Genomic DNA, 23,773 nt, shown 5'->3' with positions numbered 1-23,773 from the left:
AAAAACAGTCAAACCCGGCCGGCTGCGAAGCGCCGGCTGATGCGAGAGGAGAAATGTCATGCGCGAAGCACTTATTGTCTGGGGCGGTTGGAGCGGTCATGAGCCGGAGGAGTGCGCCCACGTTATCCGCGACATGTTGCAGGAGGACGGTTTCAAGGTCTATCTGGAACACTCAACCGAGGCTTTCGCCGACCCGCAGATCAAGGATCTGAGCCTGATCGTCCCGATCATGACCATGTCGAAGATCGAAAATGAAGAGGTCAAGAACCTCTCTTCCGCCATCGAAAGCGGTGTCGGCATTGCCGGCTATCACGGCGGCGCGGGCGATGCCTTCCGCGATTCGGTCGACTACCAGTTCATCATTGGCGGGCAGTGGGTCGCCCATCCCGGCAACATTATCGATTACCGCGTCAATGTGACGAAGCCGGATGATCCGATCATGGAGGGGATTTCCGATTTCCCCTACACTTCAGAGCAATATTACATGCATGTTGACCCTTCGAACGAGGTGCTGGCCACAACCACTTTTGCAGGTGACCACGCCGAATGGATCGACGGTGTCGTCATGCCGGTGGTCTGGAAACGCCGTCACGGCAAGGGCCGGGTGTTCTATTCCTCGCTCGGGCACATTGCGAGCGAGTTCAAGGTTCCGGAGATGGCAAACATCTTCCGCCGCGGTGCCAACTGGGCGGCGCGCTGATCGATGAAAAACAGCGGCGATCCTAAGTCGTAAGACAGGCATTTCTCGGAGCTCAGGTGGTTTTACCCGACCTCCGTGAAACGCGGAGCCGCTCCCGCGGACCTCCGCACAATGAACAGGAGAACATCATGGAATATCGCAGACTCGGAAACAGCGGCACCGTGGTCACCAATCTCTGCCTTGGCACCATGACCTTTGGCGACGAGGCGGACGAGGCGACATCCTTCCGGCTGATGGACGCCTATGTGGAGGCCGGTGGCAATTTCATCGACACCGCCAATGTCTACAGCACCGGGATTTCAGAAGAGATCATCGGGCGCTGGCTGAAACAGAAACCGGGCATCACGAAAGACCTGGTGATTGCCACCAAGGCCCGCTTTCCCATGGGCGAGGGGCCAAACCGCATCGGTTTGTCGCGCAAGAATCTTGTCGAAGCACTCGATGCTTCGCTTGTCCGGCTCGGCGTGGAGCAGGTGGACCTCTACCAGCTTCATGCCTTTGACGCGCTGACGCCGCTTGAAGAGACGTTGCGCTTCCTTGATGATGCCATCTCCAGCGGCAAGATCGCCTATTACGGCTTTTCCAACTTTATCGGCTGGCAGTTGACCAAGGCGGTCTGGATCGCCAAATCGAACGGCTTTGCGGCCCCGGTGACGCTTCAGCCGCAATATAACCTGCTTGCCCGCGGCATCGAACACGAGATCGTACCGGCCTGCCAGGATGCAGGCATGGGACTTCTGCCATGGTCACCGCTTGCCGGCGGCTGGCTTTCCGGCAAATACAAGCGCGACCAGATGCCGACAGGTGCCACCCGGCTTGGCGAAAACCCCGAGCGCGGCATGGAGGCCTATGACAAGCACAATGCCAAGTCGGTGACCTGGGAGGTGCTTGGTGCGCTGGAGGATATTGCGGGCGCTCACAATGCCAGCATGGCGGAGGTGGCGCTGGCATGGCTTGCGGCACAGCCGGCGGTCACTTCCGTCATTGTGGGCGCACGCACGCAAGCGCAACTCGCCGACAATCTCGGCGCGGCAAACATCCGGCTTTCCGGGGCCGAACTGGAGCGCCTCTCAGCGGTTAGCACCCAGCCCGTGCCGGATTATCCCTATGGCCCAGGCGGCGTGAGCCAGCGATTCCGCAAGGTTGAAGGCGGGCGCTGAATTAAACGGCAGGGGGAGCGGTCGCGACCGCGCTAAACCATTATGGTTGCTCACGCTGTCGCGGGTCAGCCGGTGGCTAAAGCTCTGTCTTCTGAAATACGCCAAACAAAAAATGCCCGGGTGAGACTTCGTTTCGGATGTGCGCTTTCTCCGTGTCGTCGAGCTAAGGGATCGGGCTTTTCAGTTCGCCAACCGCCCCCCCGCGCGTCATGCCGAGGCGCGCGGGATTGGGGATCGCAGCAGCCCCTATCAGCTTAAGTCTCGCCATTGTCAGGCGTGATCGACCTTCAAAGGGTCAAAACCACGAAAAGTGGCTGCGTTTGTGGCTTTGATGCGGGTAACAAGAGCAAAGGCCGCAGGCGCCACATCGTTGGGCTCATGGTCCATAGCGTCGACATTCAGAATTCATGTGAGGGTTATGGCCGGAACGCTTCCTTGATCCTGATAGGCCAACGGCGGCGCATTTTTTTCAGAGGCAGAATCAGTACAGCCGCTCCACTGCCGTCCAAAAACCGGACTTCCTGCCATGGTCGCGCTGTAGCTTTGCCAGATAGGTATGATGCGGGGCAGCCGTCCCGAAATCGTCAATGTGCATCGCAAGTGCTTCACACTCGATAAGGTGCCTGGCGGCGTGCTTGTAGCGGCTGGAACGTGCATTCTTGAGGCTGAAGTCGATCATGGCTCTGAGTAGCAAACTCGCTGCCAGCGGGTACTTCTCTTTCAAGGTTTCGCTCGCCGGTGTCAGATACTCATAATGGTTCCCGTCGAACTCGGCATAGCGATCCAGAATGAGCGCATTGGCTTCGCGAAGCGCAGGCCATTCTATCAAGAACAGAAGAGCCTGGTGAACGCCTGGATATTCAGCAATCCAAGCCATTGCCTTTTCCTCGGCCTCAAGGTCATCAAAATCGGGCAGGCGTTTCAAATAGTCGCGGAGATGCTGTTGTTCGAGCGATGATTCAAAGCATTGCCATCTGAATTTTTGCGCATCATCTTCGCGGCCCAGTGCCTCAAGCGCATCTGCGCGTGCCTGTTCCCATTCCAGAACCGGAAAAGACCGGCCTTTCTCCGGGGCAGCCTGATCCAGCCTTGTAAGGGCTTCTCCCGCTCTATTGGCCTCGAGCAGCCTTTCCGCCATCCGTGCCGCGATCATAGGTGACTGCTTGGCCTGTTCGGTCTGCAGCGCGATATAAGCGTCGACATCGCCCTCAGCGTCTGCAATGGCTTCAAGCGCGATACGTGCCGACAGATCATCGTGACGACTATAGACCTCGTCTTCGTAGATCGGTCCGTTCAGACTCATGCCGATGATCCGGCCTTCGCGTCGGGGCTTTTCGGTTCTGGCTTCGTTGAGCCATTGGGTTGCCAGCTCTTTCAGACGAGCCAGTCCGACGGTTTTGAGTGCCGGGATCATCTCTTCGATCAGTGGATCATATTGACCGTAGCCGTTGTCCTGCAACGCCTGAAATACCTTTTCGGCCAATGCTTCCGGGGACACGGTAGATGCTTTTGCGATGCGTCCGGCATCGACACACGCGTCATGAAAGCTCTCAACAAGTGAGCCGCTGCCATCATCTGAGCGTGCGAAAATAGAATCGGACAAGTCGAGAAAACGCCAGATCAGCTCCAGCGCTTCGTCGGGGTCTTGGGGTTCGAGTTTGTCAACGATCGCTGAGCGCTGCATTTCGAGGTCCGCTTTTAGCTTTTTGACCTTTCTCCAGTCGATGAAGCTGCGGGCGCGCTGAATGCTGGTGAGGCGTTTCCGGATCTCTCTGGCCATATCGGCGCTGCTTTGTTCGCCAGCCAGTTCGAGGCGTAGTCGCCGTTTGTCAGCTGCGCTGCCGGTCGATATTTCGATCAGAAGTTCTGCCAGTGCGCTTTGCACCCAGTGCTTCCAGATTCTTCGCATTCAGCGTTGTCTTTTTTGCCATCGTGAACGGCTCCCTTCGCCGCGCGGACGCTATATCGCAAGTGACCTGAGGCCAAGACCCGCGCAAGCCTTGTGCCGGGATAACCCTTGGCATCGCATCAGATGTGCTTACCATCGTGATTTCAGGTGCGGAGATCACGATGGTGACAATAGGGCAACTCAGAGGACGCTGGCAGGCAGAGGCGCGTCGTCTTTCACACATCACCCGCCATGGGCTGCTCAGAGTGTTCGTCGGGCATAGGACGCAGCCAGGTTGACGCCGCCGTTGCCGGCCGCGTCGGATCGGCCCGCTCTATCGGCCGACCGATGATCCAGTCTGAAAAGCTCGGGTTGAAAACCGGCGCTCCTTTTGGCCCCGCCGTTTGGTTTGTCAGCTGCTATGGCGGCGTTTGCGCCGCCAGCGTGAGCGGCGGCCTCCGGTTTCGGCCGGGCTTGGAAAGACGATTTCGACGGTCAGTCCGTTGTCACCGTAGAGGCGCTCGATCGTGCCTTGGAGCTCGCCGATGATGTTGGCGTCAATCAGCCGTGTGCCGAAGCCCTTGCGCTCGGGCGTGGCGACGGCCTTATTGCCGTGCTCACGCCAGATCAGTTTGAGCTTCCGTGCCGGACCGGTGGCTTCATAGGACCATGAAACCTCGAGCGTGCCGTTGCTTTCGGCCATTCCTCCATATTTCAGGGCGTTTGTTGCCAGCTCGTGGAAGGTCAGACTGAAGGCCTGCGTGGCTTTCTCGTCGAGTTCGGCCGACGGTCCGGAGATCTCGTAGTGAGAGCCGGTGTCACCGAAGACCTGTTCGAGCTCCTTGGTCAGCAGCTCTTTCAGGTCAGCCCGCTGCCAGCGCGAGCGCGTCAAAACGTCCTGCGCAGTCGACATGGCCTGAAGGCGGGCGGAATAGGATTCCATGAATTGCTCGAGCCCTTCTGCATGGAAGGCTGTCTGGCGCGCGATCGCCAGGACGCGGGCAATCGAGTTCTTGATCCTGTGCTTCATTTCCTGGAGCATCAGTTCGCGCTCCTGAAGCGATTTCTGGGTGACACGCTGAACTTCCCGTGCGGCGGCCAGGGCTCTGAGCTGCCATTGCGTAGCCAATGCCAGCGCGACGGCCAGAAGCAGGGCAACGGAGCCGACCACGAAGGGGGTGATGTCGAATTGCGCCTGCTTGAAGGCTGCGTTCGGCGTCATTGCCAGAACCCAGGTGCGCCCGGCGATATCCACTTCGCGAGAGAACCTCACCGCACTTTTCGTCAACGCCGTATCAAAGCCTGCGGATTTGAACAACGGCGTGTCCGGTCGCGCCTTGTCGAAAGCTTCGATCTCCACGGGCAGCCCGGGCGTATCTCCGAGAACGGCGGTGTATAGATCTCCGGCGCGGAACGGCGCATATATGAAGCCTGAAAGGGGAGATTGCCATCGGCATCATGGGGCCCCTGATCCATCTTGAACGGCAGGTAAAGCAGGAAACCGGCCTGTTTTGACGCCGTAATTTCCTGCGCCAGCTCGACGGGTCCGCTTGCGCGCGGCGTATCGGTCGCAAACGCATCGGCCATAGCCTCGCGCCGGACCGGCTCGCTGTACATGTCGAAGCCGATAGCGGCCCTGTTGCGCTCGTTGTCGGGCTCCAGCATCACGATCGCCGCGCGATATTCCTGGTCGGTCTCGGGCCAGATCTCGATGCCGCCGCCGTAAGACTGTTCGATCATGTCTTCGGCTCTGGTCTCGTTGCCGGTATAGACCATACGTGCAAACCCGATGCCCTGAATGCCGTCATAGCGGCCTTCGGTATCCAGGCCCTCGACATAGGTCTTGAAGGCTTGCCGGTCGACCCTGCCATCGGTGGCGACGAAGAACGCCTTGGTGGCTTCCAAAAGCGACATGTGCTGGTAGAAACGGCTGGTAAGCTGATCGACCGCATCTCCGGCGATCATCTCGAAGCTGGCCCGGCGTTCCACCTCGGAGGCACGGTAGATCGAAAAAGACATCCCCCAGCCTATAGCGGTGACGACGACAAAGACCAGCGCCGGCAGAAGCCGGTTCAAGGCCCGAAACCTGTCTGTCCCGATCTTGTTGAAAAAATCTTTCATGACGTTCGGCGATTGACCTCGGTCTGGGACGGCGATCGCGCGTCCCGCTTCGTTTCATGGCTAACGACGAAATGTATTTGATCTATTCACGATAACGTACCGCTCGAGCGCCTTGCCGGGGAAGTCGCCGGTGGTGTGTTGCGATGTTCCGCTCCGGGCCGCAGAGACAGACGCTATCGTTCATTTCTGTTTTTTATTTTGTTGTCAATAACAACAGGCAGCGCCGCGAGCCGCCGAAAAACAGTGCGCTGATGTGGAACAGCCGAGGCGATCCGTGCGTTTACCCAAGCGAAACGGAAGCTCAATGAAAGGAGCACTCTTATGAACTGGGATCGTGTTGAAGGAAACTGGAAGCAGTTTACAGGCGAAGCGCAGGCCCAATGGGGCAAGTTGACCAATGACGACCTGGATGTGGTCGCTGGCAATCGCGAAAAACTCGTCGGCAAGATTCAGGAGCGCTACGGCAAGGAGCGTGACGAAGCCGAGCGCGACGTCGATAACTGGATGTCCAAGATAAACTGATCGCAATCGCGCGCAGATGCTCAAAGGCAGCGGTGGAAACGCCGCTGCCTTTTTTGTTGCACGCAGAGGCGCTCTGAACAGGTCATCGTCACCAACAAAAAAAACGGTCCTGACCGCTTTGATCAGAACCGTTTTTATCTGCGCTGCGAGAACTGTCCTACCTGCGGCGTGCGAAGTTGACAATCACCGCGACGGCGAAGAAAAGCAGGAACAGGAAGAACAGGATTTGGGCGATGCCCGCTGATGCGCCTGCGATGCCACCGAAGCCGAGTGCGGCTGCAACGAGTGCAACGACCAGAAACACGACCGCATAATAAAGCATGACATTCTCCTTTGTTTGCTGTGAAAAGAACGTCTCGCCGCTGTGAGGGTTCCTGAAACAAAAGAAAAAGGCGGCCGGAGCCACCTTTTTGAGTTTACCTGCTGTGACCTCTCGAGCCCGTCAGGCGGCCTCTTCTTGCCTCTCCTGGAAGAACAGAGCCTGGCTGATCAATGCTTTGACCATGTCTGGGTTAAAGGGCTTTGTGACCAGAAAGGTGGGTTCGGGGCGCTCACCCGTCAAAAGCCGCTCGGGGAATGCGGTAATGAATATGACCGGAATGGAATCGTTCTCCAGGATGTCATTGACGGCATCGATACCGGAGCTGCCGTCGGCTAGCTGGATATCGGCGAGCACCATGCGCGGCTTCGAGCTTTTGTAGAGCGCCACAGCCTCCGTATGGGTGCGGGCGATGCCGGTCACGCGGTGTCCAAGGCTCTCAACCATCTGCTCGATATCCATCGCGATCAGAGGTTCGTCCTCGATGATCATGATGTCGGTGGCGACCTGACGGGCAATTTCGGCAGAAGCGTCGTCGACGAGACCTGAGATCACATCAGGCTCGACCTCGAGAATGGTCGCGGTTTCCGCATGTGAAAAACTTTCCAGTGAGATCAGCAAAAACGCCTGTCGTGGCTTGGCTGGCAGGGCCATCAGGTTGGCTGCCGCACGTTTCTCCCACGAGTAGGGGGATTCAATATCTTCTATTTCGATGGTTGTGGAACTGAAAAGGCGTGAAAAGAGTTTGTATAGTGAAACCTTGTCGTCCCCGTCTTCCGGGAACAACGAAACGTCTTCGATCAATGTTTCGAGGACGGCGGCTACATAGGCATCGCCTGAGGTTTGCGATCCGGTCACGGCGCGGGCGTAACGTCTCAGATACGGCAAATGGGCAGCGATACGGGTTGAAAGCGACATATTATCTAGTCTCCTGCCTCTTAAGGTCTGTTGGAAGGCTCATTGAGCACTTTCAGTTGATCAGAATGCGCGAAAGAAAAAAAGTTCCCGATCGGGCGGAACTTTTTATTCTAGCCGACGTTTTCGGCTTGAACATTAAACAGGGTACAAACAGGACAGTATTGGTGAAAAGCAACAGCAGCCTGGGAAAAGGGGAAGCCCTGCCTGGCACGGCAAAAAGCCCGGAGGAAGCGATCAGTCGCCGCCTCAAGGCGCTCTACAACGCCGTCGAGCAGGAAGACATCCCGGATCGGTTTCTTGACCTGCTCGAACGTCTCGATGCAGCAGAATCCGCTTCCTCGCAAAAATCTGAAGGATAACCAACGTGGTCAGGGACGACGATACGACGTTCAAACGTGACATGTTGAAAACGGTGCCAGGCCTGCGCGCGTTCGCGGTATCGCTGTGCGGGCATCAGGACCTTGCCGATGATCTCGTACAGGACACGATCATGAAGGCCTGGGCCAAACAGGAGAGTTTTACAGCAGGCACGAATATCAAGGCATGGTTGTTTACGATTCTCAGAAATGAATTCTACAGCCAGATGCGAAAAAGTGGCCGTGAAATCCAGGATTCCGACAATGCTTTCACCGAACGGCTCTCGACCCACCCCGCTCAGTACGGCGCCATGGATTTGAGCGATTTCAGGAAAGCGCTGAACCGGCTTCCCGACGATCAGCGCGAAGCGATTATTCTGGTCGGCGCGTCGGGCTTTTCCTATGAAGAGGCTTCCGAAATCTGCGGTTGCGCCATCGGTACGATCAAAAGCCGTATCGCAAGGGCGCGCGGGAAGCTTCTGGAGTTGCTGGATATTCAGGGCGAGGTCGATTTCGGACCTGATGCAAATTCTGCAGCAGTCGTCGGCAATGCCTTTGTGACGCGCTAGATGTGAGGCGCGCTTTCGTCCCGCCGGGCTTCTGTCCGCAGCGCGATGGGCGCGCCTTTTCACTCAGCCGTCGTCCACAGATAGAGCCTCGAAAACCTGGATCTGCAGCACCCAGATAAATTTCTGGTTTTGATGGAACCGTAGCTACGTTCAAGCGTTCCCTAGCATGACTGAAAGTCCGAACGGGCAATCTCGGTCACTTGGAATCTTTGAAATCAGCCTCCGATGACGGGCTTGCATCATATTGAAGAGCTTGGGACCCAGTGGAACATCTGCCGACCGAAATAGTCGACGCGATCAACGATCAGGACCGTCTGGATACGCTTTCTCAGACAATCATGCGTGCAGCCGAAACAGATGAGGATTTTATCGCGATCGTCGAATCGGCCGCGATGCGTTTTTCGTGTCCTGCCGCGCTCATCGTTATTGCAGATTATGACGAAAACTGGGTGCAGGCGGTTTGCGGCATGGAGCCTCACGAGGTACCAGCGCGCTCGGGCCTCTTCATGTATCCGATTGCACTGAAAAAAGACCCGGCCCTGATCATGAACGATCCAGCCGAGCGGAGCCAGGTCGCGCCATCGGTTCCTGTCTATGAAGGTCGGCCTGTCAAATTCTTCGCGGGTGCGCCCATCAAGGTTCATGGCGTGAACGCCGGCGCGCTTTGCGTGATCGACGGAAAGAATCATCGCGACACCACGCCCGAAGACGCCCAGGCGCTGCGTCGTCTCGCCAATCTTGCGGGCTCTCTCTACGAGTTGAAGGATGCTGCACGCGGCAAGGCTTCGGCAGATCTTGCGCTTTCTCGGGCGCAAAAACGTCATTCCATGGCGATGCGCGCCGGCAATATCGGCGCCTGGAGCTGGGACAGGAAGAGCAATACGGTCGAATGCGACAATGCCCTTCGCGAAATGCTGGGCATGACGGGCGGCGAGCCGGTCACATGCCGCGGCATTCTCAGCGCGATCACTCCGGATACCCGGTTTCCCATGCTGCGGAGGTTCAAGGCCGCGCTGGATCGTGGCGAGGAGTATCAGTACGAGTTCAAGGTGGAGAAAACCGGGAAATGGCTGCTGTCACTCGGCAGCACATACGAGAATATGCTCTGCGACGACGAGGTCGGATCGGTCTTTGGCGTTGTCGTCGATATTTCGACGACCAAGGAATCCGAACAGAAGACGCGGCTGCTCCTGCGCGAACTCAACCACCGGGTCAAGAACACGCTGGCCATCGTCCAGTCGATCGCCGGGCAAACGTTGCGGCGTTCCCGGAGTTCGGCCGAATTCAATATGGCCTTTTCCGGCCGGCTACAGGCGCTATCGGCGGCCCACACGCTGCTGTCAGACGAGCAATGGGGAGCGATTGCGCTTGATGGGCTACTGCGTTCGCAGGTCGCGCCCTTTATCGACGGCAACAGCCGTCAGATCGATATTCATGGGGGCGCTGTCTATCTTGATCCGGATGAGGCGCTGGCGCTTGGTCTGGTCATCCATGAGCTGGCGAGCAATGCCGCAAAATACGGCGCGCTTTCGACACGGGCTGGCGTCATTGATATCACGGTTTCCTGCTGCGATGAGGGCGGCGTCGGGCATCTGGAGCTGGACTGGGTGGAAGTGGGTGGCCCGGCTGTGAACCCGCCTGCAGAGCGCGGATTTGGCTCGGTTTTGATCGAACGCAGCCTCGACAAGGTGATAGGCAGCAAGGTTGTTGTCGACTACGCCGACTCCGGCCTACGGGTGCATATCAAAATGCCGCTGCGCTATTGCTGAAAAAACCAGCAAAACCGAACAAGCGCCTGCCACGCCCGCCCAGCTCCCGCTTGGCGGGCTTTGTTGTCCGTTTTTAGGGAAAATCGCATTCGCGCCGGAACAAGGTTTCGGTCTAGCCGTTTGGTTTATGTGAAGCGAGTGAGAACAGCAAAAATATAAAACAATAATAAATCGTACTCGCAACCGAACAATACAGAAGAGAGGAGTATAAATATGCTTCGCAAGATTCTTTCAACGACCGCTATGGTTGCAGTTATTTCCACAGGCGCCGCATATGCGCAGGATGCGACCAATACAGACACGTTGGACAACAAACCCGCGGCGACCACGGGTATGGAAGCCGGCACAACCCCGGTATTTCCGCAAAAGCAGGCCGCATCTGAAGATGGCAAGAGCTTTTTCGGTGCGACCGAACAGCAGGTTCTCGCAAGCTCGCTGCTTGGCTGGCCCGTATACGGCCGGGATGCCGATGATCAGGGCCGCGAACAGGTTGGCGATATCAACGATATCGTTATGAGCTCCGACGGCAATGCGAATGCGGCCGTGATCGGCGTAGGCGGCTTTCTCGGTATTGGCGAGAAGAACGTGGCTGTTTCCTTTGATCGCCTGAGCTGGCAGCAGGGCGAGCAGGGCAACTGGCTCACGATCGATGCCACAATCGAAGAGCTCGAAAACGCCCCGGCGTTCGAATATGACGATCCGAACCTGATCGAGGGCGGCACGGCCGCTGTCCGGGAAGAAGCCGAGCAGCTGCAGACGGCGACCAATGACGCCGCCAACAATGTGGCCAATGAAACGCAGGACCTGGCCAACACGGCGGGCAACGCCATGAACGAGGCAGGGGAAGCGGCAAATAACGCCTTGGACGACATGGTTGCCGGCGTGAACAGCATGGGCGAAAATGCAGCCGAAACCATGGACGCCGATAATCCGATGCTTGAAGGTATGACCGAGGTCGATATCAGCTCGGTTTCTTTCGACCAGCTTGAGGGCGCGTCCGTCCTGAGCGCCGAGGGTGACAGCGTCGGTGAAGTGTCGAGCGTCATGACCCATGGCGACCAGAGCCAGAACATTCTGGTTGTTGATGTCGGTGGTTTCCTGGGGCTCGGTGAGAAGCCCGTGGCGATCTCTACCGAAACGGCAACGATCATGACCGACGGTGACGCCTATGTCGTCAAGACCCGCTACGACCGGAAAACGCTGGAAAACCAGCCGGAGTTTACCGAGCAGGCGTTGAGCGATAATCCGGACGCCGTTCTTCTGAACTGATAACGCCGGGAGCATTTCGTTGCTGAAAACCCGCGATCTTCGGATCGCGGGTTTTTTCTTGTCTGATTCAAAAGCTTTAGCTGTCGGCGGACTTGTGCCATTTTCCGCCGGCGCCGCGCTGCAGTTCCGGCGTTGCGAAACAGGTATGAATGGTCTCCGAAAGGCCGGTTTCGAAACCCTCGAGCAATGCGCGATGTTTGTTCGTCTGAAGCATGGCCGCGCCGATCGCGACCGGACGAGACACCGCATTTTTCCAATAGCAACAAGCCGGACAGGATCGACCGGCCGGAGGAAATTACGTCATCGACGAGTGCCACCCGCTTTCCCGAAAGAAGCGGCAGCATGCGCGGGTCAATGAACAGGCGCTTTTCCTGGTTCGGCGTCGTCACCGAACTGACCGGCATGGAGAGCGCATCTTCGTACCAGAATTTGCGGGAATTCCCGAGCGGGACGTAGCGGCTGTGGCCCAGCGCCCCGGCAACGCTCGCAGCCAATGTCAGCCCCAGCGTCGGCAGGCCGACAACAAGATCCGGCCGCGCGCGCGCCAGACGGCCGGCAAGATCGGTGGCAAGCGCCGCCGTGACCGCGAATGAAGCCTGATTGATGATCAGCGAGGCAAGTCCCTTGCCGCTGTCGCCAAGCGCGCGGATCGGCAAAAGCAGCTGGCGGCCATCGGCAAGCGTTGCCGGATAGGCCGTGGATAGCGGCTGATGTGGATCGATCGACTGCGGGGGCAGAAGGTCCTGCCAGAATTCATAAGGATGCATGGGTTGTTTCCGGCTCGGAGAAGGCGTGGTTGAGGGGCGCGAAGCGTCACACGGCCGTTGTGAGACATGTGATACGGCGCATCGGCGTAAAAAAACACACTTGCTCTGTGTTTTATGCTTGGGTAGCCAGTAGAGGCAAGTGCGAGGTCAAATGGCGGGGTTCGAATGATCCATCTTTACAGGGTCGGCGGTGTTAAAGCGGCCTTGCCGTCGGGCGGAGCATCCGACCCGCTTGACGAGGATGTTGTCTGGATCGACATGCTCGATCCGACCGAAGCCGACATGCAGCAAATGGAAACGCTTCTCGGCGTCATGCTGCCGACACGCGAGACACTGAAGAACATCGAGCCGTCGAGCCGCTATTACACTGACGGCAACGCCGTCTACATGACAGCGTCGATCGTGATGAATGTGGATTTCGGCCTTGCCCAACTGACCGATGTCGGTTTCATCCTTGCAGGAGGCAGGCTCGTGACCATCCGGCATGCCGAGCCAAAGCCGTTCTTTCTGTTCGCTGCCGACATGAAGCGCCTCGATATCGGTCCGGGGCAGGGCGTGCGCGTTCTGGCGCATCTCCTCGACACCATTGTCGACCGCACGGCGGAAATTCTGGAACTTGCGGTGGCCAAGATCGACAACATATCGATTGCTGTGTTCGGTGAAGGCGTGCGCGGGCGCCGACGGCCGCCTGCCGAGCTTGAAGGGCGGCTGATCGAGATATCGACCTACCACCGGCTTGTCAGCAAGACCCGCGACAGCCTGACAACTCTTGCGCGGCTTTCAACCTACGTTCAGGCCCTCGGGCGCGTGCGTGACGACAAGCCGACGAAGGATCTGTGCCGCATCGTCGCCCACGACATTCAGTCGCTTTCCGAGCATGCGAGCTTTGTGTCCTCCAACATTTCGTTTTTGCTCGATTCCTCGCTTGGTCTGGTCAATCTCGAACAGAACAACATCATGAAACTGTTTTCAGTGGTTTCGGTGGTGTTCGCGCCGCCGATGCTGATTGCCGGTGTCTATGGCATGAACTTCGATCGCATGCCCGAGCTGCATTGGTCCTATGGTTATCCGGCGGCGATTGGCGGCATGTTCCTGACGGGCGTTGTCGCGATCTACTGGCTACGTTCGCGCGGCTGGTTCTAGGCGTGATTGGACACAGCTTGTGTCGTGCAATTACGGTTCTCGCGCAGCTTGACTAGCATAGGGAGGAAAACTATGGTGCGCCCGACTTGACCGGGGGTCCCAAAGGCTTTATCGCATTGCTGAAACATCTGTTGCGGTCGATTGCGACCTTGGCGGGTTTTTGGGGAAGCGAAAGTCATGACTGAAGACGGGCAGGAGGACTTGGACGAGCGCCGTAAGCGGCTTGCCAGTGAACTGGGCACGCTTCGCAAGGGCCAGAATGGTGAAAGCCGGAAAAAGGCAGGGTCGTCTGCCAATGACCGGCGTGAGATGTCGAAGGGCCTGAAGCTTTCGAGCGAATTCATGGCCGCTATCTTCGTCGGTTTCATGCTCGGCTTTCTCCTCGACAAGTTTGCTGGGACCAGCCCCTGGGGATTGATTGGCTTTATTCTCCTCGGTTTCGGTGCCGGGGTCTTGAATGTGTTACGCTCCGTCGGTTATGTGGCTGAGCCGGAAGACCGTCTGAAGAAGGACGGGAAATAAATTTGTTGATGCGCGCATGGCCCAGGATGGTCGCGCGAAAGGTGAGAAGAGAGAGCTCAGGTGTCAAACGATCCGACCCATCAGTTTCAGATTCACAATATCGTACCGATCAATGTCGGCGGACTGGACCTTTCCTTCACCAATGCATCGCTGTTCATGGCGGTCACGGTCGGTATTGCTGCCGGGTTCATGTATCTGGCAACGTCGAAACGCGGCCTGATTCCCTCGCGCACGCAGTCGATCGCCGAGCTGCTTTACGAATTTGTCGCTTCAATGCTGAGGGAGGGCGCCGGCACCAAGGGCATGGTCTTCTTCCCCTTTGTGCTGACATTGTTCCTGTTCCTGCTGACGGCCAACCTGATCGGCATGTTCCCCTATTTCTTCTCGGTGACCAGCCAGATCGTCGTGACCTTCTCACTGGCGTTGATGGTGATGTGCGTGGTTGTCGGCTATGGCGTCTACAAGCACGGTGCCGGGTTCTTCAAAGTGTTCGTGCCGTCCGGTGTTCCGGCAGCTCTGCTGCCGCTGGTGACAATGATCGAGATCGTTTCGTTTCTCTCACGTCCCATCAGCCTGTCGGTTCGTCTGTTCGCAAACATGCTGGCTGGCCACATCACGCTTAAGGTTTTCGCCGGCTTCGTCGTTTCGCTGAGCGCGATCGGTACGATCGGGACCGGCGGCGCGATCCTGCCTCTGGCCATGACCGTCGCTCTGACGGCTCTGGAATTCCTGGTCGCCTTCCTGCAGGCCTATGTGTTTGCAGTTTTGACGTGCATGTATCTCAATGATGCCGTCAATGCGGGCGAACACTAGGAAATAAAGTATTCCGGTCCGGCTGGACAGCACGGACCGGTCTCGGTATTAAGCCGCAACAACCCATTCTTTCGAAGGAGTTCTTTTATGGAAGCGGAAGCAGCAAAGTACATCGGCGCCGGTATCGCATGCCTTGGCATGGGCGCAACCTCTATGGGTCTGGGCCGTATCTTCGGTGACTATCTTACAGGCGCACTGCGTAACCCCTCAGCAGCCGACAGCCAGTTCGGCCGCCTGGTCTTCGGCTTCGCCGTGACCGAAGCGCTCGGCATCTTCTCGCTGCTCGTCGCTCTTCTCCTGCTCTTCGCCGTTTAAATTTAAACGGTCCGACGTTATGGTCACGGCGTCCGTCTTTGGCGTCGTGACCCCTATTGTCGAAGACCCTTGGAGACGAGCATGATTGTGACACCGGCTCTGGCACAGACTTCGGAAGGCGTGGAAGCGCATACCGAAACCACGCTGGCCGAAATGGAGCATCACGAGGCACAGGTGTTCCCGCCTTTTGACTTTGCGACCTTCCCGTCGCAGATTCTCTGGCTGGCCGTTACGTTCGGACTTTTCTATGTCGTGATGAAGCGGGTGATCGTTCCGCGCGTCGGCTCCATTCTGGAAGACCGGCACGACCGGATCGCTCAGGACCTCGATGAAGCCGAAAGGTTGCGCAATGAGGCCGATACCGCGATTGCCGCTTATGAAAAAGAACTTGCCCGGGCGCGCGACGAAGCGCGGTCTATTGCGGCTGCTGCCGCAGAAAAGGCACGTATCGAAGCTGAGGCCGAACGCGCCCAGCTCGAAGGCGAGCTTGGCAAAAAACTGACTGAAGCCAATGCCCGGATCGCAAAGGTCCGTTCCGAAGCGCTGCAGGAAGTCGGCTCCATTGCCGAGGAGACTGCCTCTCAGATCGTGACCCACCTGATTGGCGGGCGCGTTGCCAAGGGCGATGTTGAAGCGGCCGTTTCATCGGTCAAGGAGGCCTGATCATGTCACTTGATGCGACATTCTATGCCTTTATCGGCCTTATCCTGTTCTTCATTGTGGTGGCCTATTTCAAGGTTCCCGGGATCATGCTCCGCTCGCTCGATTCGCGCGCTGATGAGATCCGCGGTGAACTGGCAGAGGCCAAGCGTCTTCGCGAAGAAGCCCAGCATGTTCTGGCCGATTATCAGCGCAAGCGCCGTGAAGCCGAAGACGAAGCCAAGGATATCGTCGCCGCCGCCGAACGCGAGGCGAAGGTGATCAAGGAAGAGGCGCACCGCAAGACTGAAGAATATGTCGAGCGTCGCACCGCGTTTTCCGAACAGAAAATCCGGCAGGCCGAGCACGATGCCATCGAAGCCGTGCGTGGTGCTGCCATCGATGTGGCGGTGGACGCCGCCCGCATCGTTCTGGAAAAGAAGGCAACGCCGACCGTGCAGTCGAAGTTGTTTTCCAAGTCGGTTGATTCGGTCAAGACACGTCTCAATTGACGGGAACGCCAGCATAGCCTTGAGTAGAAATAGCGGCAAGCGTCCTAGCGCTTGCCGCTTTTGTTTGGGTTGTCTGCACAGGTCGGCTGCTGCAGAGTTTCGGGAGTTGCCACATGGCAGAGCGCATTGACGGCAAAACGATTGCCGCCGGGGTTATCGAGAAGGTCAAGGCGGCCACGCAAGAGCTTCAGCGCACCAGGGGCGTGGTGCCCGGTCTGGCGGTCGTGATCGTTGGCGATGATGCTGCAAGCCACACCTACGTGGCGGCCAAGGGCAAACGGGCCAAGGACTGCGGGTTCCATTCAGTGCAGATCACGCTTGAGGCCGACACCGGCCAGGCGGATCTTGAAAAGGTCGTCAGCGAGCTGAACGCCGATCCTGCGATCCACGGCATTCTGGTGCAGCTCCCGCTACCCGGACATCTCGAAGAATTCCCGGTGATCCAGATGATCCGCCCTGAAAAGGATGTCGACGGGCTTTCGATCATAAATGCAGGCAAGCTTGCCGTCGGCGACCTCAAAACCGGACTGATTTCCTGCACGCCGGCGGGTGCGATGATCCTGGTGCGCTCTATCCATGGCGAGGATCTGTCAGGGTTGAATGCCGTGGTCGTCGGGCGTTCGAATCTGTTCGGCAAGCCCATGGGCCGGCTTCTTCTGCAGGCTAACGCCACCGTCACCATGGCGCATTCGCGGACCGCCGATCTCGCTTCAGTGTGCCGGAGTGCCGATATTCTCGTGGCCGCCACAGGGCGAGCGGAAATGGTGAAGGCCGACTGGGTAAAGCCCGGCGCGACCATCATCGATGTCGGCATCACCCGCGTGCCGGCACCTGAGCGCGGCGAAGGCAAGACGCGGCTTCTCGGCGATGTTGATTTTGCTGCCTGTGAGCTGGTGGCCGGCGCCATTTCGCCGGTGCCCGGCGGTGTGGGACCAATGACGATCACGATGCTGATGGCCAATACCGCGATCGCGGCCTATCGGGCGGCGGGTCTTGAAGCGCCTCGGTTCTGATCGACGCTTTGTCGGCTTCGGCCGGTTGTTTCGGCTGCATCTACCGCTAGCTGAAGGCCTTGAAGGTGACGAGGGTGAATGTGTCCTTCACACCGGCAATCGTCTGCAGGTGGCTGGTGACAAAATGGCCAATGTCGGTTTCTGCCGCCAGATAGAATTTCGCGAGGAGATCATAATGACCCGATGTCGAATAGATCTCCGACGTCTCCTCCAGTGTGCGGATCACGGTATCTGCGACATCATAGGCCTGGCCGGCATGGCATTTGAATTGCACGAAAATGGTCTGCATGGTCTATCCTGTCATCGCTCACCCGATGGGCGCCGGATCATGCTGGCATCCTCGGGAATTGGTCGTGATTCCGTCTATCGGAAAATTGGTTTGACGGCAAACGCTTGCGGTTTTGGAAATTTATTATATTGATACAATATTCCGATATAGGTAATTTAAGAGGGCGCCGCCGACGCACGGGAAGGGCTGCTTCAAAGTCGGCCAGGATAATACACAGCGCCTGCAGGGTCCTGAAGGCCGGATATGCCTTTTGACGACCAGATGGGAACAATGACCGCCGGGCTCGGCGTTGAGAACGAACAAACGAGGGAGATCACTGATGGCAATATCGCAAATTCTCACAGACCAACTGAAAGACAAGACGCTGGCGCGGGCTGGCGCCTTCATTGCTGGTGAGTGGAAAGAAGAGACGTCGGAAGGTAAATCCTTCGACGTCACCAATCCGGCGACCGGTGAGGTTATCGCAACCCTGCCGGATTGCGGCCGGCAGGATGTCGACACCGCAATCGCTGCAGCGCACGCTGCGCAGAAAGCTTGGGCAAAGAAGACCGGCAAGGAGCGCGCCACCATTCTGCGCAAGCTCTACGACCTGCTGGTCGCCAATGCTGACGATCTGGCAACCATACTGACCATCGAAATGGGCAAGCCATGGGCTGAGGCGCGCGGCGAGATCCTCTACGGTGCAGCCTATGTCGAATGGTTCGGTGAGGAAGCCAAGCGCGTCTACGGCGACATGATTCCCGGCCACCAGACCGACAAGCGCATCATGGTCATCCGCCAGCCGGTCGGCGTGGTTGGCGCCATCACGCCCTGGAACTTCCCCAATGCGATGCTGGCCCGAAAGATGGCGCCCGCGCTGGCGGCCGGCTGCTCCATCGTTTCCAAACCGGCGCAGATGACACCGCTTTCCGCTCTGGCGCTGGCCTATCTCGCCGAACAGGCGGGGCTGCCCGCGGGTCTGTTCTCGGTGGTCACTGCGACGAGCTCCTCCATGGTCGGCAAGGCCTTCAGCGAGGATGACCGCGTTCGCAAGATCACATTTACCGGATCGACCGAAGTTGGTCGCATTCTGATGCGGCAGGGCGCTGACCAGATCAAGAAGATGGGCCTCGAACTTGGCGGCAATGCGCCGTTCATTGTGTTCGACGATGCCGATCTCGATGCGGCGGTGGAGGGCGCGATCGCATCCAAATACCGCAATGCTGGCCAGACCTGCGTGTGTGCCAACAGGCTTTATGTCCAGTCCGGCGTCTATGACGCATTCGCCGAGAAGCTTGCCCGCCGGGTTGAAGGTTTGCAGGTTGGCGATGGCATGGCCGAGGGCATGGATATCGGTCCGATGGTCGATGAGAGCGCCGTCGAAAAGGTCAAGGACCACATTGCCGATGCCGTATCGAAGGGGGCAGAGATCAGGCTCGGCGGTAAACCGCATGACAAGGGCGGCCTGTTCTTTCAGCCGACGGTTCTGACCGGCGTGACGCCTGACATGAAATGCGCGCGCGAAGAGACCTTCGGCCCCGTGGCGCCGCTGTTCCGCTTCGAGACCGAGGAGGATGTGATCACGATGGCGAACGACACCGAGTTCGGCCTTGCATCCTATTTCTTCGCCGGCGATGTGGCGAAGATCTTCCGGGTTGCCGAAGCGCTGGAATACGGCATTGTCGGCGTCAATACCGGCCTGATCTCCACCGAAGTGGCGCCCTTTGGTGGCGTCAAGCAGTCGGGCACTGGCCGCGAGGGCTCGAAATACGGTCTCGACGACTATACCGAGCTGAAATACATCTGCCTCGGCGGCATCGAATAACAACCGGTAAAAAAAGGCGGGCTCAACGGCCCGCCTTTTGCAATTTTAAGCGTTTTTATGAGCGCTCAGTTTTTGGCGCGCTCAACGTAGGACCCGTCTTCGGTGAGGATCACCACGCGGGTGCCGGCGTCGATATGCGGCGGTACCAAGGTGCGCACGCCGTTCGACAGCATTGCCGGTTTGTAGGAGGAGGACGCCGTCTGCCCCTTGACCACCGGCTCGGTTTCCATGACTTCAAGCGTGACATGGCGCGGCAGTTCCAGCGCGATGGCAATGCCTTCATGGATGGAGAGGATCACCGTCATGGCCTCGGACAGGTAGTTGGCTGCATCGCCGACATCATCCGGGCTCATGGTGAGCTGGTCATAGCTTTCAGGGTTCATAAAGTGAAACCCTTCGGCATCACTGTAGAGAAAGGTATGGTCGACATCCTCGACAAAGGCCCGTTCGACCTGCTCCGTCGTTTTCCAGCGCTCAGACACCTTGGTGCCATCGGCAATGCGGCGCATGTCGATCTGGGTGACGGGTGTACCCTTGCCGGGGTGAAAATTCTGGGCGGTAAGAACGACATAGAGCTTGCCGTCGACATCGACGACATTGCCCTTGCGCAGCGATGAGGCAATGACCTTGACCATGAGACTTCCTTGCTTTGACGGCCGGGACTATCTATAGACCGCGCACCGCAATTCTCCTGAATTCGTGTGAGCGGGACTAACGCAATTTTGCCCGAAATTCCAGTGCCAAACGCCTGATTGCACGCGAGGCGGAGGAAAGGCTGGATAAAATGCCCAACGAGAACGCATCCGCCACGGCAACCCGCTGGTGGTATCCGGGCCGCCATCATGACCGGCGACCGGCCCTGATGGCCCGCAACAGGATCATGGCGTCGATACGCAGCTGGTTTGCCGGCGAGGACTTTGTCGAGGTTGATCTGCCGGCGCTTCAGGTGTCACCCGGCAACGAAACCCATCTTCACGGGTTTTCTACGGCGATGATCGGCAATGATGGTGAAGCGCAGACGATCTATCTGCACACCTCGCCGGAGTTTACAGCCAAGAAGCTGCTGGCTGCCGGGGAAGAGCGGCTGGTGACCTTTTCTCATGTCTATCGCAACCGTGAACGCGGCCCCCTGCATCACCCTGAATTCACCATGGTGGAATGGTATCGCGCCCGAACTCCCTATGAACGGCTGTTTGAGGATTGTGCGGCGATGCTCAAGCTTGCGGCCGAAGCCGCAAGAACCAATGATTTCACTTGGCGTGGCAGCTCTTGCGACCCATTTGCCCCACCCGAGCGTCTCAGCGTTTCCGATGCTTTTGAACGCTATGCCGGTATTGATCTTCTGAAAACCATAGCGCCGGACGCCGTGACCGATCGCGACGGACTTGCCGGGCAGATGAAAGCATCAGGAATTCAATTCGGTGATGACGACAGCTGGTCGGATCTGTTCTCGCGCGTGCTGGTGGAGCGGGTCGAGCCCTGCCTCGGCCATGACCGCGCCACACTCCTCGATGCCTATCCCGCGCCCGAAGCAGCTCTTGCCCGCAAATCGCCAACCGATCCGCGCATCAGCGAACGGTTTGAACTCTATGTCTGCGGTGTGGAGCTGGCCAATGGCTTCGGCGAGTTGACAGATGCTGCGGAGCAGCGTGTTCGTTTCGAGGCCGATATGGCTGAGAAACAGCGCATTTATGGTGAAATCTACCCGGTCGACGAGGATTTCCTGGCAGCGCTTGAAAAGATGCCACCGGCAAGCGGGATCGCTCTCGGTTTTGACCGGCTGGTGATGCTGGCGACCGGCGCGCGCCGTATCGAGGATGTGCTGTGGGCACCGGTTGTCGGGGCGTAGCGCTCGTCAGTTGCTGCCGTTGCAGGCATGGCGGCTCAGATCGTTGTTGGCGAGAACCGGCTGCAGCGTTCGCAACTGAGCGCCGCCGCCATTGCGCAGATCTGGCTGAATGATCATCGGTGCATTCTTTGGCCACCATTCACCGCTTGCCCAATAGGCCCATCCGATCCACGCTTTCTGATCGTTTTGGATGATATCCACCATTTGCTTCAGGCCTCTGAGGCAGCTGATTTGCTCTACCGTACCGAATTCGCCGAGGAACCCCTGGTAATTGTTGGTGTTCAGCCAGTCGGTGAAATCTTTGATCGCATCAACGGCGTCGCCTATCTTGCTACACTCGCCGGCCTTGCCGGAATAATCCCCATCGGCATACTGGTGGACTTCAAACGCGAAATTGTTTAGCGGGTCTACAATGCCGGTCATCACCGAGGCGTTTGACGGGCCGTAAAAGGTCTGATCCCAGCTATGAGCGCCCGTCCAGGCCGTGCCGGGAACGAAAATGAGATTGCCTGCACCGATATTACGTATTGCGGCGATCGCGGCGTTGGCCGCATTCAGCCACTCCGGTGCTTCTATGTCATGCGGTTCGTTCATCAGGCCGAAAATAATGTCGTCGTCGTTGGCAAAGACTGCGGAAAGCCGTTTCCAGAAATCGGCAAACGCTTCGAGCGGCACATTTGGGCTGCCGATCACCTGCCCGCGGTAGCGGGCATAATTGTGAGGGTCGAGAATAACGACCATATTGTTGTCGCGGGCGGCTTTGATGGTTGCCTGCATGCGGGCCAACTCGTTCGGGTCAAACACACCGTTGAGCGAAGGCTGCAGCCGCTCCCAAAGGAAGGGGAGGCGGATGGCGTTGAACTTGTCTGCGGCAAGTTTGTCGATCGTTTCCGTGGACGGATAGATATAGCCCTGTCCGTAAGGTTCACCGGGTTGGCCAAATTCTGCGCCGGCGACATTGATCCCGTGCAGTGTCATCTCACAGCTCTGCGCTGCAATGGCTGTTGATGACAGCGCCAGGGAAAGCGCGGTGGCTGCAATGGCGGCGGCGGAAAGCTGATTTTTGAGTTGTGCGAAAATAGAATTGCACGGCGCGTATCCCCGAGAGCGGCGCATTCATCGATACTCCAATTGTCCACTCCGCCTGCCGCGGGCCGGCCCGTTATGACCGGTTTTTTCTGACTATAGCGCGGCTGGGGCCACTGAAGTCAAGCCGGTCGCGCCTCACACAAACAAACATATCGTGGCGGCATCTCACTTCAATACCCACTCATGAACGCTTTTGGCGGCAATCCGCATCTTTAGGTCGTGCATGTTACAGCGCTGCGTGCTGCCGCATAGTCTGATGGCACGGCTGCGGTTGAAAGCGCATGCACAAGCCTCTATGACCGGTCGGCTGCGATAATATGTCAGCCAGCGTTCAACCAACGGGAAACGACCATGAAAGATTTCGTGCTCACGGTGACATGTCCTTCCACGCGCGGTATCGTCGCGGCGATCTCCGGTTATCTTGCGGCGGAAGGCTGCAACATCATCGACAGCTCTCAGTTCGATGACCTGGAAACCGGCCGTTTTTTCATCAGGATCAGTTTTATTTCCGAAACAGGAACGGGGCTCGATACCTTGCGTGACGGCTTCGAGGCGATCGCGGCGCCGTTCGACATGGATTACATCTTCCATGACGGCACCTACCGGATAAAGACCATGATCATGGTTTCGCGTTTCGGCCATTGCCTTAACGACCTGCTGTACCGCTGGCGCATCGGCGCGCTGCCGATCGATATTGTCGGCGTGGTGTCCAACCACCTCGAATATCAGAAGCTCGTCGTCAATCACGATATCCCGTTTTATCACATTCCGGTCACCAAAGAGACCAAGCCGGCCGCCGAGGCGCGTCTGGCCGAGCTCATCGAGCAGACGGATACCGAACTGGTGGTGCTGGCACGCTACATGCAGGTGCTCTCCGATACGCTGTGCCGCAAGATGGTCGGGCAGGTCATCAATATCCACCATTCCTTCCTGCCGAGCTTCAAGGGGGCCAACCCCTACAAGCAGGCCTATCAGCGCGGTGTCAAATTGATCGGCGCAACCGCGCATTACGTGACGCCAGACCTTGATGAAGGGCCGATCATCGAGCAGGAAACGGTACGCATCACCCATGCGCAGAGCCCGGACGACTATGTCGCCCTCGGGCGCGATGTTGAGGCGCTGGTATTGGCCCGCGCCATTCACGCCCATATTCATCGCCGGGTGTTCATCAATGGTAACCGCACAGTTGTGTTCCCACCATCCGCCGGCTCCTATGCTTCCGAGCGGATGGGGTGATCGGAGTCTTTTCCCGGAATTTTAACAGCCTATGATTGTATTTTGAGGGGTGGTCAATTTTGTTGACCGCCCCTCTTGTCTGTCCGGTTGGCCTCTCTATTTAATGTGTGGCTGCTATCCGGCGGCATGTCCCGGCAGACTTGTTCAGGGAATTAAGTTTTTGTCATTCGCTATGTTTTGACATCTTTTTG

The 23,773-nt window shown here is 57.9% G+C and carries 25 protein-coding genes and 2 pseudogenes; 18 read left to right on the top strand and 9 right to left on the bottom strand.

Going from position 1 to position 23,773, the window contains the following annotated elements:
* Nucleotides 1-58: 58 nt before the first annotated feature.
* The 3 genes and pseudogenes from AC0L7L_RS16015 to AC0L7L_RS16005 form a co-directional block, all read left to right on the top strand.
* A complete protein-coding gene (locus AC0L7L_RS16015) occupies nt 59-700 on the top strand; it encodes a ThuA domain-containing protein (RefSeq protein WP_473510044.1) in 642 nt (213 codons plus the stop codon).
* Between the two features lie 128 nt (nt 701-828).
* Nucleotides 829-1,860, top strand: a complete 1,032-nt coding sequence (locus AC0L7L_RS16010) for an aldo/keto reductase (protein WP_272213020.1) — start codon at nt 829-831, stop codon at nt 1,858-1,860.
* Between the two features lie 261 nt (nt 1,861-2,121).
* A pseudogene (locus AC0L7L_RS16005) lies at nt 2,122-2,265 on the top strand (IS5/IS1182 family transposase); the annotation flags it as partial.
* A gap of 76 nt (nt 2,266-2,341) precedes the next feature.
* Here AC0L7L_RS16005 and AC0L7L_RS16000 read toward each other — a convergent pair.
* The 3 genes from AC0L7L_RS16000 to AC0L7L_RS15990 all read right to left on the bottom strand — a co-directional run bounded on the left by AC0L7L_RS16000 (nt 2,342) and on the right by AC0L7L_RS15990 (nt 5,869).
* Nucleotides 2,342-3,745, bottom strand: coding sequence for a DUF6880 family protein (locus tag AC0L7L_RS16000; protein ID WP_473510041.1), 1,404 nt, complete (start codon nt 3,743-3,745; stop codon nt 2,342-2,344).
* 415 nt (nt 3,746-4,160) lie between these two features.
* Nucleotides 4,161-5,021 carry a sensor histidine kinase gene (locus AC0L7L_RS15995; protein ID WP_473510039.1) on the bottom strand — a complete coding sequence of 287 codons (861 nt, stop codon included), beginning with the start codon at nt 5,019-5,021 and terminating at the stop codon, nt 4,161-4,163.
* 11 nt (nt 5,022-5,032) lie between these two features.
* Nucleotides 5,033-5,869: a CHASE domain-containing protein gene (locus AC0L7L_RS15990; RefSeq protein ID WP_473510037.1), complete on the bottom strand. Its 837-nt coding sequence runs from the start codon at nt 5,867-5,869 to the stop codon at nt 5,033-5,035.
* A gap of 321 nt (nt 5,870-6,190) precedes the next feature.
* On the opposite strand from AC0L7L_RS15990, the gene AC0L7L_RS15985 reads away from it, so the two are divergent.
* Nucleotides 6,191-6,391, top strand: a complete 201-nt coding sequence (locus AC0L7L_RS15985; RefSeq protein ID WP_272213016.1) for a CsbD family protein — start codon at nt 6,191-6,193, stop codon at nt 6,389-6,391.
* A gap of 157 nt (nt 6,392-6,548) precedes the next feature.
* On the opposite strand, the gene AC0L7L_RS15980 is transcribed toward AC0L7L_RS15985, so the two are convergent.
* Complete coding sequence (locus AC0L7L_RS15980; protein WP_272213015.1) at nt 6,549-6,713, bottom strand: DUF1328 family protein; 165 nt, start codon at nt 6,711-6,713, stop codon at nt 6,549-6,551.
* 120 nt (nt 6,714-6,833) lie between these two features.
* A complete protein-coding gene (locus AC0L7L_RS15975) occupies nt 6,834-7,628 on the bottom strand; it encodes a response regulator (protein WP_473510034.1) in 795 nt (264 codons plus the stop codon).
* 65 nt (nt 7,629-7,693) lie between these two features.
* On the opposite strand from AC0L7L_RS15975, the gene AC0L7L_RS15970 reads away from it, so the two are divergent.
* The 4 genes from AC0L7L_RS15970 (at nt 7,694) to AC0L7L_RS15955 (ending at nt 11,591) form a co-directional block, all read left to right on the top strand.
* The gene (locus AC0L7L_RS15970) at nt 7,694-7,987 is read left to right on the top strand and encodes a NepR family anti-sigma factor (protein WP_473510032.1); all 294 of its coding nucleotides are present in this window, start codon (nt 7,694-7,696) and stop codon (nt 7,985-7,987) included.
* Nucleotides 7,984-8,553, top strand: coding sequence for an RNA polymerase sigma factor (locus AC0L7L_RS15965; RefSeq protein WP_473513965.1), 570 nt, complete (start codon nt 7,984-7,986; stop codon nt 8,551-8,553). The genes AC0L7L_RS15970 and AC0L7L_RS15965 overlap by 4 nt, the downstream gene beginning before the upstream one ends.
* Nucleotides 8,554-8,816: 263 nt before the next feature.
* Nucleotides 8,817-10,322 carry a sensor histidine kinase gene (locus AC0L7L_RS15960; protein WP_473510030.1) on the top strand — a complete coding sequence of 502 codons (1,506 nt, stop codon included), beginning with the start codon at nt 8,817-8,819 and terminating at the stop codon, nt 10,320-10,322.
* A 213-nt stretch (nt 10,323-10,535) separates the two neighbouring features.
* Nucleotides 10,536-11,591, top strand: coding sequence for a PRC-barrel domain-containing protein (locus AC0L7L_RS15955; RefSeq protein WP_473510028.1), 1,056 nt, complete (start codon nt 10,536-10,538; stop codon nt 11,589-11,591).
* Nucleotides 11,592-11,667: 76 nt separating this feature from the next.
* Here AC0L7L_RS15955 and AC0L7L_RS15950 read toward each other — a convergent pair.
* Nucleotides 11,668-12,358: pseudogene (locus AC0L7L_RS15950) on the bottom strand (phosphoribosyltransferase).
* 165 nt (nt 12,359-12,523) lie between these two features.
* Between AC0L7L_RS15950 and AC0L7L_RS15945 the strand changes: the two are divergent.
* The 7 genes from AC0L7L_RS15945 to folD all read left to right on the top strand — a co-directional run bounded on the left by AC0L7L_RS15945 (nt 12,524) and on the right by folD (nt 17,315).
* Nucleotides 12,524-13,501: a magnesium transporter CorA family protein gene (locus AC0L7L_RS15945; protein ID WP_272213005.1), complete on the top strand. Its 978-nt coding sequence runs from the start codon at nt 12,524-12,526 to the stop codon at nt 13,499-13,501.
* 177 nt (nt 13,502-13,678) lie between these two features.
* Nucleotides 13,679-14,023 carry an AtpZ/AtpI family protein gene (locus AC0L7L_RS15940; RefSeq protein ID WP_272213004.1) on the top strand — a complete coding sequence of 115 codons (345 nt, stop codon included), beginning with the start codon at nt 13,679-13,681 and terminating at the stop codon, nt 14,021-14,023.
* A 60-nt stretch (nt 14,024-14,083) separates the two neighbouring features.
* Nucleotides 14,084-14,836, top strand: a complete 753-nt coding sequence (locus AC0L7L_RS15935) for a F0F1 ATP synthase subunit A (RefSeq protein WP_473510025.1) — start codon at nt 14,084-14,086, stop codon at nt 14,834-14,836.
* 87 nt (nt 14,837-14,923) lie between these two features.
* Nucleotides 14,924-15,151, top strand: a complete 228-nt coding sequence (locus tag AC0L7L_RS15930; protein ID WP_272213002.1) for a F0F1 ATP synthase subunit C — start codon at nt 14,924-14,926, stop codon at nt 15,149-15,151.
* Between the two features lie 81 nt (nt 15,152-15,232).
* Complete coding sequence (locus AC0L7L_RS15925; protein ID WP_473510022.1) at nt 15,233-15,814, top strand: F0F1 ATP synthase subunit B; 582 nt, start codon at nt 15,233-15,235, stop codon at nt 15,812-15,814.
* Between the two features lie 2 nt (nt 15,815-15,816).
* Nucleotides 15,817-16,302: a F0F1 ATP synthase subunit B gene (locus tag AC0L7L_RS15920; protein ID WP_272213000.1), complete on the top strand. Its 486-nt coding sequence runs from the start codon at nt 15,817-15,819 to the stop codon at nt 16,300-16,302.
* Nucleotides 16,303-16,415: 113 nt separating this feature from the next.
* Nucleotides 16,416-17,315, top strand: coding sequence for a bifunctional methylenetetrahydrofolate dehydrogenase/methenyltetrahydrofolate cyclohydrolase FolD (gene folD / locus AC0L7L_RS15915; RefSeq protein WP_272212999.1), 900 nt, complete (start codon nt 16,416-16,418; stop codon nt 17,313-17,315).
* 46 nt (nt 17,316-17,361) lie between these two features.
* Here the strand turns inward: folD and AC0L7L_RS15910 are convergent, their stop codons facing one another.
* Entirely contained in the window at nt 17,362-17,604 is a 243-nt protein-coding gene (locus tag AC0L7L_RS15910; protein WP_272212998.1) for an Lrp/AsnC family transcriptional regulator, read from the bottom strand.
* A 319-nt stretch (nt 17,605-17,923) separates the two neighbouring features.
* On the opposite strand from AC0L7L_RS15910, the gene AC0L7L_RS15905 reads away from it, so the two are divergent.
* On the top strand, nt 17,924-19,408 hold the full coding sequence (locus tag AC0L7L_RS15905; RefSeq protein ID WP_473510018.1) for an NAD-dependent succinate-semialdehyde dehydrogenase: 1,485 nt from the start codon (nt 17,924-17,926) through the stop codon (nt 19,406-19,408).
* A 65-nt stretch (nt 19,409-19,473) separates the two neighbouring features.
* Here AC0L7L_RS15905 and efp read toward each other — a convergent pair whose 3' ends face one another.
* A complete protein-coding gene (gene efp / locus AC0L7L_RS15900) occupies nt 19,474-20,043 on the bottom strand; it encodes an elongation factor P (RefSeq protein ID WP_272212997.1) in 570 nt (189 codons plus the stop codon).
* Between the two features lie 149 nt (nt 20,044-20,192).
* On the opposite strand from efp, the gene epmA reads away from it, so the two are divergent.
* On the top strand, nt 20,193-21,257 hold the full coding sequence (epmA, locus tag AC0L7L_RS15895) for an EF-P lysine aminoacylase EpmA (protein WP_473510015.1): 1,065 nt from the start codon (nt 20,193-20,195) through the stop codon (nt 21,255-21,257).
* A gap of 6 nt (nt 21,258-21,263) precedes the next feature.
* Here the strand turns inward: epmA and AC0L7L_RS15890 are convergent, their stop codons facing one another.
* A complete protein-coding gene (locus tag AC0L7L_RS15890; RefSeq protein WP_473510013.1) occupies nt 21,264-22,373 on the bottom strand; it encodes a glycoside hydrolase family 5 protein in 1,110 nt (369 codons plus the stop codon).
* Nucleotides 22,374-22,697: 324 nt separating this feature from the next.
* On the opposite strand from AC0L7L_RS15890, the gene purU reads away from it, so the two are divergent.
* A complete protein-coding gene (gene purU / locus AC0L7L_RS15885) occupies nt 22,698-23,582 on the top strand; it encodes a formyltetrahydrofolate deformylase (RefSeq protein ID WP_473510011.1) in 885 nt (294 codons plus the stop codon).
* Nucleotides 23,583-23,773: the final 191 nt, after the last annotated feature.

It is taken from the genome of Martelella sp. K41-7 (assembly GCF_055808365.1).
Note: the sequence above shows the minus strand (reverse complement) of the source record. Positions and strands in the feature narration are given on the sequence as shown.

Excerpts from the sequence above, each read along its gene's own strand:
- AC0L7L_RS15985 (WP_272213016.1), top strand. The coding sequence starts at position 6,191 with ATGAACTGGGATCGTGTTGAAGGAAACTGGAAGCAGTTTACAGGCGAA.
- AC0L7L_RS15890 (WP_473510013.1), bottom strand. The coding sequence starts at position 22,373 with ATGCGCCGCTCTCGGGGATACGCGCCGTGCAATTCTATTTTCGCACAA.
- AC0L7L_RS16010 (WP_272213020.1), top strand. The coding sequence starts at position 829 with ATGGAATATCGCAGACTCGGAAACAGCGGCACCGTGGTCACCAATCTC.
- AC0L7L_RS15980 (WP_272213015.1), bottom strand. The coding sequence starts at position 6,713 with ATGCTTTATTATGCGGTCGTGTTTCTGGTCGTTGCACTCGTTGCAGCC.
- purU (WP_473510011.1), top strand. The coding sequence starts at position 22,698 with ATGAAAGATTTCGTGCTCACGGTGACATGTCCTTCCACGCGCGGTATC.
- AC0L7L_RS15975 (WP_473510034.1), bottom strand. The coding sequence starts at position 7,628 with ATGTCGCTTTCAACCCGTATCGCTGCCCATTTGCCGTATCTGAGACGT.
- AC0L7L_RS15920 (WP_272213000.1), top strand. The coding sequence starts at position 15,817 with ATGTCACTTGATGCGACATTCTATGCCTTTATCGGCCTTATCCTGTTC.
- AC0L7L_RS15910 (WP_272212998.1), bottom strand. The coding sequence starts at position 17,604 with ATGCAGACCATTTTCGTGCAATTCAAATGCCATGCCGGCCAGGCCTAT.
- AC0L7L_RS15930 (WP_272213002.1), top strand. The coding sequence starts at position 14,924 with ATGGAAGCGGAAGCAGCAAAGTACATCGGCGCCGGTATCGCATGCCTT.
- AC0L7L_RS15955 (WP_473510028.1), top strand. The coding sequence starts at position 10,536 with ATGCTTCGCAAGATTCTTTCAACGACCGCTATGGTTGCAGTTATTTCC.
- efp (WP_272212997.1), bottom strand. The coding sequence starts at position 20,043 with ATGGTCAAGGTCATTGCCTCATCGCTGCGCAAGGGCAATGTCGTCGAT.
- AC0L7L_RS15905 (WP_473510018.1), top strand. The coding sequence starts at position 17,924 with ATGGCAATATCGCAAATTCTCACAGACCAACTGAAAGACAAGACGCTG.
- AC0L7L_RS15990 (WP_473510037.1), bottom strand. The coding sequence starts at position 5,869 with ATGAAAGATTTTTTCAACAAGATCGGGACAGACAGGTTTCGGGCCTTG.
- AC0L7L_RS15940 (WP_272213004.1), top strand. The coding sequence starts at position 13,679 with ATGACTGAAGACGGGCAGGAGGACTTGGACGAGCGCCGTAAGCGGCTT.
- AC0L7L_RS16015 (WP_473510044.1), top strand. The coding sequence starts at position 59 with ATGCGCGAAGCACTTATTGTCTGGGGCGGTTGGAGCGGTCATGAGCCG.
- AC0L7L_RS15970 (WP_473510032.1), top strand. The coding sequence starts at position 7,694 with ATGCGCGAAAGAAAAAAAGTTCCCGATCGGGCGGAACTTTTTATTCTA.
- folD (WP_272212999.1), top strand. The coding sequence starts at position 16,416 with ATGGCAGAGCGCATTGACGGCAAAACGATTGCCGCCGGGGTTATCGAG.
- AC0L7L_RS15925 (WP_473510022.1), top strand. The coding sequence starts at position 15,233 with ATGATTGTGACACCGGCTCTGGCACAGACTTCGGAAGGCGTGGAAGCG.
- AC0L7L_RS15945 (WP_272213005.1), top strand. The coding sequence starts at position 12,524 with ATGATCCATCTTTACAGGGTCGGCGGTGTTAAAGCGGCCTTGCCGTCG.
- epmA (WP_473510015.1), top strand. The coding sequence starts at position 20,193 with ATGCCCAACGAGAACGCATCCGCCACGGCAACCCGCTGGTGGTATCCG.